General features: G+C 37.9%; 12 protein-coding genes. 7 read left to right on the top strand and 5 right to left on the bottom strand.

All coding sequences use genetic code 11. The features are described from left to right. Window positions 1-46 precede the first annotated feature (46 nt). Together ACSQ6I_RS23035 and ACSQ6I_RS23030 are read left to right on the top strand one after the other, a co-directional pair. Window positions 47-235 carry a hypothetical protein gene (locus ACSQ6I_RS23035; RefSeq protein ID WP_438892586.1) on the top strand — a complete coding sequence of 63 codons (189 nt, stop codon included), beginning with the start codon at window positions 47-49 and terminating at the stop codon, window positions 233-235. A 39-nt stretch (window positions 236-274) separates the two neighbouring features. Next, window positions 275-1,096: a hypothetical protein gene (locus ACSQ6I_RS23030; RefSeq protein ID WP_438892585.1), complete on the top strand. Its 822-nt coding sequence runs from the start codon at window positions 275-277 to the stop codon at window positions 1,094-1,096. Here ACSQ6I_RS23030 and ACSQ6I_RS23025 read toward each other — a convergent pair. Further along, on the bottom strand, window positions 1,078-1,554 hold the full coding sequence (locus ACSQ6I_RS23025) for a DUF29 domain-containing protein (RefSeq protein ID WP_438892584.1): 477 nt from the start codon (window positions 1,552-1,554) through the stop codon (window positions 1,078-1,080). The genes ACSQ6I_RS23030 and ACSQ6I_RS23025 overlap by 19 nt on opposite strands. A 343-nt stretch (window positions 1,555-1,897) precedes the next feature. Between ACSQ6I_RS23025 and ACSQ6I_RS23020 the strand changes: the two genes are divergently transcribed. The 5 genes from ACSQ6I_RS23020 to ACSQ6I_RS23000 all read left to right on the top strand — a co-directional run bounded on the left by ACSQ6I_RS23020 (window position 1,898) and on the right by ACSQ6I_RS23000 (window position 8,848). Beyond that, window positions 1,898-3,598 (top strand): NAD(P)H-quinone oxidoreductase subunit 4, encoded by a 1,701-nt coding sequence (locus tag ACSQ6I_RS23020; protein ID WP_438892583.1) that lies wholly within the window; start codon window positions 1,898-1,900, stop codon window positions 3,596-3,598. Window positions 3,599-3,927: 329 nt separating this feature from the next. Further along, the gene (thrB, locus tag ACSQ6I_RS23015; RefSeq protein ID WP_438892582.1) at window positions 3,928-4,842 is read left to right on the top strand and encodes a homoserine kinase; all 915 of its coding nucleotides are present in this window, start codon (window positions 3,928-3,930) and stop codon (window positions 4,840-4,842) included. A gap of 93 nt (window positions 4,843-4,935) precedes the next feature. Then, window positions 4,936-5,469 carry a hypothetical protein gene (locus tag ACSQ6I_RS23010; RefSeq protein ID WP_438892642.1) on the top strand — a complete coding sequence of 178 codons (534 nt, stop codon included), beginning with the start codon at window positions 4,936-4,938 and terminating at the stop codon, window positions 5,467-5,469. A 260-nt stretch (window positions 5,470-5,729) separates the two neighbouring features. Further along, the gene (locus ACSQ6I_RS23005) at window positions 5,730-7,334 is read left to right on the top strand and encodes an NAD(P)H-quinone oxidoreductase subunit 4 (protein WP_438892581.1); all 1,605 of its coding nucleotides are present in this window, start codon (window positions 5,730-5,732) and stop codon (window positions 7,332-7,334) included. A 254-nt stretch (window positions 7,335-7,588) separates the two neighbouring features. Beyond that, on the top strand, window positions 7,589-8,848 hold the full coding sequence (locus ACSQ6I_RS23000) for an ISAs1 family transposase (protein WP_438892580.1): 1,260 nt from the start codon (window positions 7,589-7,591) through the stop codon (window positions 8,846-8,848). A 238-nt stretch (window positions 8,849-9,086) separates the two neighbouring features. On the opposite strand, the gene ACSQ6I_RS22995 is transcribed toward ACSQ6I_RS23000, so the two are convergent. The 4 genes from ACSQ6I_RS22995 to ACSQ6I_RS22980 all read right to left on the bottom strand — a co-directional run bounded on the left by ACSQ6I_RS22995 (window position 9,087) and on the right by ACSQ6I_RS22980 (window position 12,865). Beyond that, entirely contained in the window at window positions 9,087-9,455 is a 369-nt protein-coding gene (locus ACSQ6I_RS22995; protein ID WP_438892579.1) for a 2TM domain-containing protein, read from the bottom strand. A gap of 252 nt (window positions 9,456-9,707) precedes the next feature. After that, window positions 9,708-10,853 carry a DNA cytosine methyltransferase gene (locus ACSQ6I_RS22990; RefSeq protein ID WP_438892578.1) on the bottom strand — a complete coding sequence of 382 codons (1,146 nt, stop codon included), beginning with the start codon at window positions 10,851-10,853 and terminating at the stop codon, window positions 9,708-9,710. A 19-nt stretch (window positions 10,854-10,872) separates the two neighbouring features. Then, complete coding sequence (locus ACSQ6I_RS22985) at window positions 10,873-11,709, bottom strand: nucleotidyl transferase AbiEii/AbiGii toxin family protein (protein WP_438892577.1); 837 nt, start codon at window positions 11,707-11,709, stop codon at window positions 10,873-10,875. Window position 11,710: 1 nt separating this feature from the next. Next, window positions 11,711-12,865 (bottom strand): type IV toxin-antitoxin system AbiEi family antitoxin, encoded by a 1,155-nt coding sequence (locus ACSQ6I_RS22980; protein ID WP_438892576.1) that lies wholly within the window; start codon window positions 12,863-12,865, stop codon window positions 11,711-11,713. Window positions 12,866-12,881 lie beyond the last annotated feature (16 nt).

Genomic DNA, 12,881 nt, shown 5'->3' with positions numbered 1-12,881 from the left:
GCTGGGTAAATCCCAGCCCAAAAGTAAATTAACTCAAAATCAAATTATGAGTACCACAAAAAATCAAGTCCAAGCTCTTTTAAAGCAACTTCCAGATGATTGTTCAATTGAAGATATTCAATATCATTTATATGTAATTGAAAAAGTCAGTCGGGGTTTAGAAGTGGCTCATAGAGAGGGAACTATTTCACAAGTAGTAGTAGAAGAACGGTTGAATAAATGGCTTATCAAGTAGTTTTGTCTTCCACTGCGTTAGAAGATTTAGAAGCGATTTATGGAAGATTTAATGAATGATGGAGTTGTGGATATGAATGAAGAAGTTTTCCAAGAGATTAGAAGTGTTATTACTACTATTTCAATACTTCAGTCCAGAGAGAGTGCGTTTAGACAGGAATTAGAGTTTTTTAACCAAAGTTGGAAAGATGCCTCTGAGGAAGCTTGTAAGATTCTCTTTATTGGGGCATTCAAAAGACTTGAACATGAAGTAATGTTCTTATGTATTGAAGTGTATTCATTGCACGAAGGTATTGCCAAAAAACGCTCTCTCTGCTCAAAAGTAATTATGCAAAATGGAAAACTTTTGTCACAAGTAGATAAAACACCTGGAGATGAAAATACTTATGAGTGTCTCGGTATAATTGGCTCTCATGGAAAGAGGGACTGCACTACTGAGGAGAAAAACGATATGATACAGGAGATTCAGAAAGAAGAATATGAAAGTAGGAAAAAAATAAGAGATGATTTTGGTATTACCTCCCATAACCATGATGAAATTAATGAGTGGTTTAATCAAGTTTTAGACGAGGATATATCATCAAAACTTGATTGTTACCGAAATAAATTCGCTCATAGGCTTAATAACTTAGAAAATTTAAAGCTAGAGCAAAATATAGGTAGTCCTGATAATGTTGAGAAAATATTAGATGTTGTGTCGACAGTGCTAGATAAATACAAGTGCTGTCTGCAAGATATTCTTGGGTACACAAGGTCTGAATTATTTCTAGGGATTGAAAATTTCAAATATGACTCACTATCTAGATTGAAGTTAGCGGATCACTATCGAGCTAAAGCCTTAGCTTATATTGAGGAAGAATAATCAACAAAATCCCAAAACTTCTCACTCAAAAGCACATCAACATTCAGGCTAAACTTCCACAAATCAGGAAACTCAATTTGAGGATAATCTTCCCTAACTTCCATCAGCGCCTCTTCCCAAGTTTGATCTAACACTTCTGTAAAATATCGCTTCAGACTAGGAGATTGTTTGAGAAGGATTCTTAACTGGCGACGTTGTTCTCGAATCGTCACTTCCCAACCACGATTATGATATTCACTATTAACATAAATCCGTTTTAATAAATGCACCCATAGCACAATCAAGCGACTTTCAACCTCAGCCCTATCCCTACTCGCCAAGATTTCCATCTCCTCAATTAAATGTTCCACATCCAAACCATGAAAATCCCGCGCCTTGAGTTTTAGGATTGTATCCTCTAACCATAGGTACTGATCTTGATTATAAAGACCCGTTTTGGCTAATTGAATTTCTGTCATACATTTAACAGTGCGTCTAATAGTCCATTTTAGATCATCAAGCAGTAGAGAGGACTTACGCAAGAGTCACACTAAATATCTCTTGTAGGGTGCGTCAGACTCCAAAATTAGGTAACAATGAACAGATTTTCGGCATCTGACTCACCTTACAAAGCAAGCCAGTTGAGTAAGTCCTGAGATATTTTCTGATCTACTCACCATCTCATCTACTCAATCCCAAGCATAAAATTTTTGTTAGGTATATATTCTCCATATGTCAACCTGGTGTAAAAACTTATAAAGAAATAGTTAAAAAGTTTAGTACAATAACAATATTCACTGATAAGTATTTTTTCCTATAGACATGATAGCGGATCAATTTCCTTGGCTGACTGCAATTATCCTGCTGCCACTCCTTGCTTCCTTTCTGATTCCGATATTGCCTGATAAAGATGGCAAGCTGGTACGTTGGTATGCACTGGGTGTAGGTGTGGCAGACTTTGCTTTGATGTGCTACGCATTTTGGAACCATTATGATGCTAGTAGTGCCAGCTTTCAACTTGTAGAAAATTATGCTTGGATGCCTCAATTAGGTTTAAACTGGGCAGTCTCAGTCGATGGTCTTTCCGTACCGCTGGTACTTTTAGCAGGATTTGTTACCACGCTGGCGATTTTCTCGGCCTGGCAAGTTGACCGGAGACCACGCCTTTTTTACTTTCTGATGCTGGTGCTATATTCAGCACAGATAGGGGTATTTGTTGCCCAAGACTTGCTGTTATTTTTCATCATGTGGGAAGTCGAACTGATTCCCGTATATTTACTAGTTTGTATTTGGGGTGGGCAACGGCGACGCTACGCAGCTACAAAATTTTTGATTTATACCGCCGCCGCTTCCATATTTATTTTAGTCGCAGCCTTAGCAATGGGGCTATACGGTGGGGGAAATGTCACCTTTGATATTGCAGAACTTGCACATAAAGAATATCCCCTAACCCTGCAACTGCTACTGTATGCAGGGCTGTTAATTGCCTTTGGGGTCAAACTTGCTATTTTTCCCTTCCATACTTGGCTACCGGATGCCCACGGTGAAGCATCTTCTCCCGTGTCGATGATTCTGGCTGGTGTGTTGTTGAAAATGGGCGGTTATGGACTGATTCGCCTTAATCTGGAACTTCTTTCTGATGCACATATTTACTTTGCACCAGTTCTAGCCATTCTCGGTGTTGTCAATATTATCTATGGTGCATTGAACTCTTTTGCCCAAACGAATATGAAACGGCGTTTGGCTAATTCATCAATTTCCCACATGGGGTTTGTACTCCTGGGTATTGCCTCCTTTACCGATTTGGGAATCAACGGTGCGATGTTGCAAATGATATCCCACGGTTTGATTGCCTCGGTGTTATTCTTTTTGGCTGGTGTTACTTACGATCGCTCTCGGACAATGGTAATGGCAGATATGGGTGGTATTGGTCAAGCCATGCCGAAAGTATTTGCTCTGTTTACAATGGGTGCAATGGCATCTTTAGCACTTCCCGGAATGAGTGGTTTTGTCGGTGAACTTTCGGTTTTTGTAGGATTAACTAGTAGCGATGTTTATACTTCCACATTCTGCACTGTTACAGTGTTTCTAGCGGCTGTAGGAGTGATTCTCACACCTATTTATCTACTCTCCATGCTGCGACAGGTATTTTATGGTTCTGGTGCAGACCTAATCTGCGACATTAACAATGCAGGTTTGGAAAATCAGGAAGATGAAGGAACAGCTTGTTTTGGTACAGATTGTTTACTGCCAAACGAAACTATTTATACTGATGCTAGACCGCGTGAAGTGTTTATTGCTGCCTGTTTTCTGGTGTTAATTATCGGTATTGGTTTCTATCCCAAGATGGCTATGCAGATGTACGATGTGAAAACTGTCGCCATCAATGCTCATGTTCGCCAGTCTTATAGTATAGTTGCCCAAACCAATCCCCGCATCTATGCCAATGGGTTATTAGTGCCAAAATTCTCAGAGGCTGAATCAAAGCCAGTTTTAGGAACTTTACTGCTAGAGCAAAATTAAGTGTTGTATCGCTTATTCAATAAAATACCAAACTTTTGGTGAATGATTACTCCCGTTACCTTAGTAGCGGGTATTTTTATGCTTCAGCATTACGTCTATCTCCTCCCCTCCTGCACTTACAAAAGTATTGCTATCTAAAGTTTTACTTATATGTTTTTCAGCCCGCTTATTCGAGATTTTTGATTTTCTACTAATTGGCATTTCTGATGAGCAAACGAGTCCTGGTCATGAGATGCTTGTTGATTAGTAAGTATTTGCCAGATTTCATCCATTGCTGTTTGTAAGCACGGGACTGATAATTTGGAAGTTTGAAATTTGAATTGATGTAAATGTCTGTTATTTCTACTGTTACTGTTAAAGTCCCCGCCACAACTGCTAATTTGGGGCCTGGTTTTGACTGCATTGGTGCTGCATTAAAGCTGTATAACGAAGTTAAGTTCACTCGCCTTGATGCGGGTGGGTTAATTATTCAAGTTTCTGGTACTGAAGCCGAAAAGGTGCAAACTGATGAGAGTAATTTGCTCTATCAGGCGTTTGTCAAGTTATATCAATATATAGAGCAGACACCGCCACCAGTAAAAATAGAGATTAAGCTGGGTGTACCATTGGCTAGGGGTTTGGGAAGTTCTGCGACTGCTATTGTCGGGGGTTTGGTGGCTGCTAATCAACTGGCAGGTTCACCTTTGTCTGAGTTGCAGGTGATGGAATTAGCGATCGCTATGGAAGGACATCCTGATAATGTAGTACCAGCTTTATTAGGGGGATGTCGTCTAGCTGCAACTAGCCCAACAGGTTGGGAAATCTGTGATATTACCTGGCATCGGCAGATAGTACCAGTAGTTGCAATTCCTGATTTTGAGTTGTCAACTTCAGAAGCACGGCGAGTTTTACCCACAGAAGTCAGTCGTGCAGATGCGATTTTTAATATTGCTCATTTTGGTTTACTGTTGCGAGGTTTGGCAACTAATCGCCAAGAATGGTTAAAAGCAGCTTTACAAGATAAGTTACATCAGCCTTATCGACAAGCCTTAATTCCTGGTTACGAAGCGGTGAATACTGCTGCTGTTGCTGCTGGTGCTTATGGCATGGTGATTAGTGGCGCAGGCCCCACACTGTTAGCTTTAGCAGATGCATCTGAAGCGAAAACAGTAGGAACAGCCATGTTAAATGCTTGGAAACAAGAGGGAATTACATCTATTGTGCGATCGCTTCCCCTCGATACTCAAGGGGCAACAATTTTGTAGCAGGGAGCAGGGGGCAGAAGAAAGATAAATACTCTTCTCCCCATTACCAATTACCGATTACCAATTACCAATTACCAAAATATATATATGGATATGCAGCAAATGCAGGTACAGATAAAAGAACTTAATTCGCAAATTCAGGCGCTCCAGCAAGAACGCAATACACTGACTAATAATAAAATAGAGTCTGGCGAGAATGATTCACCCCAGGCAATAGTTGAGGCTTACCGTCGCCAAGCTAGAGAAAATGTGCAATTGTCGGCTGAACTCAAAGGCATTGATGATGCGATCGCAGCACTCACCGAAAGTATCACATTTTTAGAAAGAGAGATACAACAGCAGCAAGGCTATCTAAGCAAGCGTTCAGCTCTATCCATCCGCATCTCTCAACAGCAGCAGCAGCTAGAAGAAGCCAAAAAAATCGCTCAAGTTCACGCCCAAAACGTTAATCAACTTGCACAGGAACTAGCCAAAGAAATCAAACTCCTCAAAGCTTGCGCTGATGAACTTAGTCCCATGTATTGGCAGGTTTATTACAAACCCTTCATCACCGGATTTAAAACCATCTCCGTTCCCTATGTCCGTTCCGATGGGGAAGTATGGACAATTGTCAACCGTGTTGTGTAAAGACTCGATATCAATTTTGTAGAAATGTAAATTCCATATAAAAAATCGGAATTATAACGTAAGACGGCAACTGATGTTGCCGTTTTTTTGTTGACGTTACAAAACTTTGCTTTTAGAATGGACACGAGCCTATTTTAGTAAGTATTTATTACTAATTATGCCCAAAATAGCAAATATTAGGGGCCAACTCGTTTACAAAAGTAACGATTCCTTAATATAATGTAAACAAAAGCGAAACCAAAAATATATTGTCAGAAGTGATGAATGCGATAGAACTTCCTTGGTTGTCAGCCATAATTTTTTTGCCATTAGTAGCCACCCTAGCCATCCCCTTCATTCCCGATAAAGACGGCAAAACCGTCCGCTGGTACGGGCTAGGAGTAGCATTTGCAGACTTTGCATTAATGATTTTTGCCCTCTGGCAGAGCTACGACTTCCAAAGTTCAGCCCTGCAACTGACAGAAAACTATGCTTGGATACCCCAGATTGGTTTTAACTGGGCTGTGGGAATTGATGGTTTGTCAATGCCCCTAATACTTTTAACAGGCTTAATCAACACTCTCGCAGTATTCGCGGCTTGGAAAGTAGAAAACAAGCCGCGATTATTTTATGCCTTGATGTTGGTGATGTACAGCGCCCAATTAGGCGTATTCCTCGCCCAAGACTTGCTAATGTTCTTCTTAATGTGGGAAATCGAGTTAGTACCCGTTTACTTACTAATTTCCATCTGGGGAGGAAAAAACCGCCGCTACGCAGCTACCAAATTCATTATTTATACCGCCGCAGCATCTATATTTATTCTGGTAGCTGGTTTTGCAATGGCATTCTATGGTGATAACTTCACCTTCAACATGACAGCATTGGGAATGAAAGAATATCCCCAAGCTTTAGAACTCGCACTATATACAGGTTTCTTAATTGCTTACGGTGTAAAACTACCAATTTTCCCTTTCCATACATGGTTGCCTGATGCTCACGGTGAAGCATCTGCTCCTGGTTCCATGATTTTGGCAGGTGTATTGTTGAAGATGGGTGGTTATGCACTTATCCGCTTCAACGTGGAAATGCTAACAGATGCCCACGCTGTTTTCGCTCCAGTTTTAGCAGTCTTGGGAGTAGTTAACATAGTTTACGGTGCTTGTTGCGCCTTTGCTCAAACCAACCTCAAACGCCGCTTGGCTTACTCTTCAATTGCCCACATGGGGTTTGTGTTAATCGGGATTGCTTCCTACACAGAAATCGGCATCAGCGGTGCTGTGTTACAGATGGTTTCCCACGGTTTGATTGCAGCTAGTTTGTTCTTCTTATCTGGTGTGACTTACGAACGTACCCACACCTTAATGATGGATAAAATGGGTGGCATGGCTAAAGTAATGCCCCGAACCTTCGCACTATTTACTATCGGTTCAATGGCTTCTCTCGCTTTACCAGGCATGAGTGGCTTTGTCGGTGAGTTAATGATATTCTTGGGTATTGGCACCAGTGATGTTTACAGTTCTAGCTTCAAAATTGTAGTCATCTTCTTATCAGCAGTTGGCGTAATTCTCACCCCCATTTATTTACTCTCCATGTTGCGTCAAGTGTTCTACGGAGAGCAAAGCCAAGAATTACATTTAGATGCTGTAGTATCTGATGTTAAACCTCGTGAATTATTCATCACCGCTTGTTTATTGCTTCCTATCATCAGCATTGGTTTCTATCCTAAGTTAGCTACACAAGCTTATGATGTGAAAACAGTCGAAGTTGCTGCTCATGCTCGTCAAGCATTACCAGTTATTGCTCATCAACAACCAACAAACTTGTACTCGCAAATCTTCACAACACCAACATTAGCGAGTTCTGAAATTGTTAATATAGCCGAGTAATTATAAAGCCCTAAAAGGGTTCTGCAAGTAAATCTTAAATAAGAGGGGATTTAGGGGTGGTTTTAGAACTACCCCTAATTAATATTTAGTCAGGGTGGGTTAGCAGGGTAAGCTCATCTAATTTGGTATAATGTGAACTTGACAAAATTAACAAAATAACAGTAAGAGACTGCGCAGAAAAAACACTTGACAGATAACATAGATAAGTGAGATGACAGCAATGCTGTAGTTGAAAATCTTAAAAAATAGGCTATATGTCTCAGGGCTTTGACAACAAAACTGCCGATACTCGGAAAAATTTTCCTCATGAGAGAAAGCTAAAAGAAGTGACAGATATTGAGTGTATTCAAAAAAGTTTAGTTCAGCACTTCCAAGAAATTAAAGATCCCAGAGTGGAGAGAACGAAGAAGCATCAACTTACAGATATCTTAGTAATTGCGATTTTAGCAGTAATTGCTGGAGCGCAAGGATGGGAAGACATGGAAAATTATGGCATTAGCAAAAAACAGTGGTTAGAAAAGTTTTTGGCATTACCTCACGGTATTCCTTCTGATGACACCTTCCGTCGAGTATTTGAATTCATTAACCCAGAAGAATTGAATCGTTGTTTTCTTCAATGGGTAGAAACCCTTGTCACCAAGATGGGAGGAGAAATAATCCCCATAGATGGGAAGACAATTAGGGGTTCATATGACCGAAATCAAGGGAAATCGGCACTCCATATTATTAGTGCCTGGTCGAGTGAACAACGTTTGGTTTTGGGACAGATGAAAGTAGAAGATAAATCTAATGAAATTACTGCTATTCCCGCATTATTAGAATTACTGGATATCACAGGTTCCATTATCACGATTGATGCAATGGGGACACAAACAGAGATTGCTAAAAAGATTATCGACAAGACAGGAGATTATGTCCTATCGCTCAAAGCAAATCATCCCACTCTCTACAATCAGGTTGAAGAATGGTTTAAAAAAGCCTCTGCACAGCAATTTCAAGGTATTGATGTCAGTTATGAAAAACGTGTTGAAAAAGGACATCATCGTCGAGAAATTCGTCAAGTCTGGTCTGTTCCAGTTTCTGCTATTAATAATCTTTATCAACCCCGACTATGGGCAGGACTTCAAAGCGTTGTCATGGTTGTACGAGTGCGTCATCTCTGGAACACAACTACCCGTGAGGTGCAATTTTATTTGACTTCTTTACACAGTAATGCTCAACTTATTGGTCTAGCTATCCGAAAACATTGGGGTATTGAAAACCAGGTTCATTGGACTCTTGACTGTACATTCGCTGAGGATGCTTGTCGCATTCGCTCTTTCCACAGTCCTCGGAATTTTGCTCTTTTACGACGCATCGCTCTTAATGCCCTCAATCGAGAACTGACTTACAAACGCAGTCTCCGACAAAAAATGAACCGAACAGCTATGGATAACGATTATATGATTCAGGTTCTCAGTTCTTGTTTTCTTGACTCTACCTTAGATTCTTCCGAGTCCTTGTGTCAAGCCTAATTGAGATGCTCTTACCCTGGGTGGGTTAGACGCACAAGATAAGATGATATTGACAGATTCAGAACTCACCTAATTAGCTTGCTTTGTAACTTTGTAGGGTGCGTCAGACTCGATAAAATTCATCAACAATCAACAGAAATTTGACATCTGACGCACCTGATAACTGAACCTGTCATTTTCAAGTTTACAGACTACTATCAAAGCTTGATAAGCGTTGTTTTTTTAAATATCCTATTTATCAAGACTCGATAATATAGGTCTTCATAGCATGAATAAACAAACCTAATCCCCAACCTAAAAGGGGAAAAATTGCCCAAAAATATGAAGGACTTACCAACAAATTCAACAGAATTAAAAATACATTTACCCCGACAAAAGTAATCAGATGTGATTTAAATTCCTTACGTTCTTGGGCTTTAGATTTATGTTGTTTTTTCACTTCTATTTCCCTTGTTAACCATTCTTGTTCCGCAGCTTTTAATGACTCTGATGAAAGTCCCAATTCTGATGCAATTTCTATAATCTGTTCCCGTGTAAATTCTCCCTGTTGCTGACGGGCAAAAGCTACTTCCAAAATCTGTTGCATTTCTTCTGAGTTATAAGCCATATAAATACCTAAGAATGTGAAAAATAGCCTGTAAAATTAACTTATTTTAGGTAGATATTCTTTTTTAAGAATCTACACCTAAAAAATTAGGTGATTTAGCTAAAGCTTCAAAACCATTAAAAAAATATTTACCTGTTTTTAGGAACTGCTTAGAAATATATTTTATATCTGAAAAAATAATCCATAAAGTAATTGATAGTACAAATATGGATTTATTAGGTTTGTTTTTATAAAATATCTTTTCAAAGTATTTTATTTGACTTGTTCTTCATCAAACTGTTCTCTAGTTGTCAAGAAATCAAGAATAGTTTGAGCTAACGCTTTTGCTGCTAAGTAAGGTACACCATTACCTACAGTTTTAAACATATTCGTAAGTGACATATTTTCTGGAAGTGAGAAATTAGCGGGTAAAGATTGTATAGCTAAAGCCTCCGCTACAGAAATACGTCTGATTTTGTAAGGATGCAAATGTACTTCATTATTACCATAACAAGCTGTAGGAGAATAACGCCATCTGTGCAAACGTTTAAATGACTTTTTAGAATCATCTCCCTCATCAATAGTTGCAAATTTAGTAATACCTGCTCTTGGTTGAAAATAATGTTTAGTATTAGGATGATTTAGAACATCATTTTTTCTAAACCAATATTCAACGGTTAATTCTGGAGGAATATTTTCAGGACAAATAATTATAGAATCTTCTTTAAATGCTTGGCTTTTATTCCAAGGATAAGAAAATACTTTATTTTGAGGATGTTTAATATATTTTTCCCAAGGAAATGTCAAATCATCTTTAATTCCTATATCTTTGAGAAAATTATTTCTAAAACCAATTAAAATAATTCTGTCTCTATCTTGGGGTACGCCATATTCAATAGAATTAATTAACCGTTCTGTTAATATATAACCTGCTTGTTGTAATTTTATTTTCAATGATTCATAAAATAGACGGTGTTTTGTCGTTCTCCACAAACCTTTAACATTTTCAAATAAAAAGAAATCGGGTAAGTTTTGACAAATCAATTCAATATAAGCAGATGAGAGTTTACCATTATCTCCTAAATGTCCTTTATTTTTGCCACCAATAGAAAAATCAGGACAAGGTGGCCCACCAATAAAACCAATTATATTATTTGATTTACGGGAATCTTTGACTAATTCATTAAGACGTTGTGCTGGTGTTCCTGCTATTAATTTGCTTACGTCTGCGTCTTCCCCTTGATGATATCCATATTCAGGAGATGGAAGTTGAAGAATTCCCCGTGAATAGCGATATGCAGACATAAATGGAGGGAATATTTCGTTAACGTAAGCGATTTTATAGCCTGTGGTTTCAAAGCCTAAGTCGAGAAATCCTGAACCGGAAAAAAAAGAGAAGATGGAAATAGTGTCATTCATTAATAACCTAGTCTACTAATTATTCAGAAAAATCAGTTAATCCAAATTGAAGTGATTCAAAACGTTTAACTATTTTATCAAAAGCTTCATCCCAGTCCTCTGAATTTTTAGAAACGAACGGCGGAATATAGTTATTTTGGCGATTTAGAATTAGCGTGATAATTTCGTTAATCTTGTTAAGAGTTTCAGGTTTGAATTTATTTTTAATATTTCTACCTATAAAAATAATAGCCGCTTCATCTACTTCAAATCTTCCTTCAATAATTTCGTCGATAAATTCATCATAAACACGCTGTGCATCCTCTTCATTAGCCGACTTTAGCAATACTGTTATGATATCTTCTAAATCTTTATTTTCTCTTCTCTCATTCCAAGCTAATATTTTCAAGGCTATAAAAGTATCAATATCGGCTACCCGAATTTCTACATTGTCAATTATTATAATCTCTGTATTTACAAAAGCTTCTTCTAATCCTAAAATGCTCATTTGATTACCATCAGGCCAGTTAATTTCCTGTTTGGGTTTACTTATATCTCCAAAGGGAATAACATCAACTTCTAGCCCAGTTTCAATATGAATAAATTTGTGAATGACTCTGGTTGTTTTAAACAGAGGATTTTGTCCAGTAGTCATTGTGTTTATCAGTAAATTATATCTCTCCCAATTATCCAATTTTACCGCCACATCCCAATCGTTTGTTGCTCGACCTTGAACTTTATATTGACTATCAAAGATTAACAATCTCGCTTGAGCGCCTATCAACAGCATGGGTACTTCTAATGAATCAATGATAGATTTAAAATCAGTAAGAAATTTTTTAGTTTCTGAGTTAAGTGGATAATTTGAGTCGTTCATATTATACCATTTCGGCAATTTCTTGATAGGGGATAATACATTTTTCGTACAGACGTTTAGCTGTTTCTTTTAGTCTTTCATCTGGATATAAAGACAATTCTGCATGAATAAGTAACGGGTCTGCAACAGGTTTAGATGAGGGATATTGAGGCTGATTTTTATTCCCAAATTGCTTGAAAATGATAATATTACCCTTTGGATCTGGTTTGAGACGCAACATAGTTGTTATCACACGATAATTCTCTTCTTCGGGAATGTGAATAGTCATGCTGATAGGTTTTAAATAACCTGTGAAAATTGCAGCACCTAATTCTCCTCCAATTATAATTTTTTGATTTTGGGCTATTGCTAAGATTCGGTCAGATATATCCTTAAAATCTATATTTTCTCTGGGGCTAAATGTCCCTATCAAAAGTTCTGGACGCAAATTTTCTATATATCCCATTTCCCATCTTTCTAAGAGTTTAGTGTAATTTTCAATTCGATATGTTCCACTGCGTTGACGCTGTAAATAATTCAGTTGATACAAAGTTTCTAGACTGCATTTTACAGTTTCATAGTCAACACTTGCAGCGTTTGCTATTATTTTCAAAATACTGTGTTTCACAATCGTATAATCAGTATAATCAATACCTGGAACATTTACGATCTGCTCTAAATCATAATCAAAATTATGATATTGTAAAATACTTGGATCTTGAAGTAGAGCATAAGCAACTTTTAGGGTGCTGGTAGTAATTTTAGGAGCAGATAGGAATTTTTTGCTTTGTGTTGAACTACTTCTAACTAAAATATATAGTGATGAATTGTTAAGGTAAATATTACCTGTGGTGTCAATAAATTCAATATTGTTTTCTAGCAACGAATCCAGAACTGCGTCAGAAAGTGAGTCTGTAATGAGCAGTGTTCTCTGATCATTGCTCAGTTTTTCTTTCAGATGATGGATATAATTAATGTTTGAATCAACAGTGTCTAAAGTAATGGGAGCTTTTATTTCAACTAAATATTGGATCTTGTTGTGAGGCGTATATATTGTTAATAACCCATCTGCAAGAATTTTTTCTAAAAAAGGTTCTATAATCGTTGTTGTCTCTATCTGGGGTAATTCTTCCAGCTTTTGTATACATTTTTGTAGCCAAGGATGCTTAGGTTGCATAAGATCTTATAAATAC

It is taken from the genome of Anabaena sp. WFMT (genome assembly GCF_051781005.1).
Classification (GTDB): Bacteria; Cyanobacteriota; Cyanobacteriia; order Cyanobacteriales; family Nostocaceae; genus Anabaena.
Note: the sequence above shows the minus strand (reverse complement) of the source record. Positions and strands in the feature narration are given on the sequence as shown.

Bases quoted from the DNA above. Each gene is read 5' to 3' on its own strand.
- ACSQ6I_RS23035 (WP_438892586.1), top strand. From the start codon at position 47: ATGAGTACCACAAAAAATCAAGTCCAAGCTCTTTTAAAGCAACTTCCA.
- ACSQ6I_RS23030 (WP_438892585.1), top strand. From the start codon at position 275: ATGGAAGATTTAATGAATGATGGAGTTGTGGATATGAATGAAGAAGTT.
- ACSQ6I_RS23025 (WP_438892584.1), bottom strand. From the start codon at position 1,554: ATGACAGAAATTCAATTAGCCAAAACGGGTCTTTATAATCAAGATCAG.
- ACSQ6I_RS23020 (WP_438892583.1), top strand. From the start codon at position 1,898: ATGATAGCGGATCAATTTCCTTGGCTGACTGCAATTATCCTGCTGCCA.
- thrB (WP_438892582.1), top strand. From the start codon at position 3,928: ATGTCTGTTATTTCTACTGTTACTGTTAAAGTCCCCGCCACAACTGCT.
- ACSQ6I_RS23010 (WP_438892642.1), top strand. From the start codon at position 4,936: ATGCAGCAAATGCAGGTACAGATAAAAGAACTTAATTCGCAAATTCAG.
- ACSQ6I_RS23005 (WP_438892581.1), top strand. From the start codon at position 5,730: ATGAATGCGATAGAACTTCCTTGGTTGTCAGCCATAATTTTTTTGCCA.
- ACSQ6I_RS23000 (WP_438892580.1), top strand. From the start codon at position 7,589: ATGTCTCAGGGCTTTGACAACAAAACTGCCGATACTCGGAAAAATTTT.
- ACSQ6I_RS22995 (WP_438892579.1), bottom strand. From the start codon at position 9,455: ATGGCTTATAACTCAGAAGAAATGCAACAGATTTTGGAAGTAGCTTTT.
- ACSQ6I_RS22990 (WP_438892578.1), bottom strand. From the start codon at position 10,853: ATGAATGACACTATTTCCATCTTCTCTTTTTTTTCCGGTTCAGGATTT.
- ACSQ6I_RS22985 (WP_438892577.1), bottom strand. From the start codon at position 11,709: ATGAACGACTCAAATTATCCACTTAACTCAGAAACTAAAAAATTTCTT.
- ACSQ6I_RS22980 (WP_438892576.1), bottom strand. From the start codon at position 12,865: ATGCAACCTAAGCATCCTTGGCTACAAAAATGTATACAAAAGCTGGAA.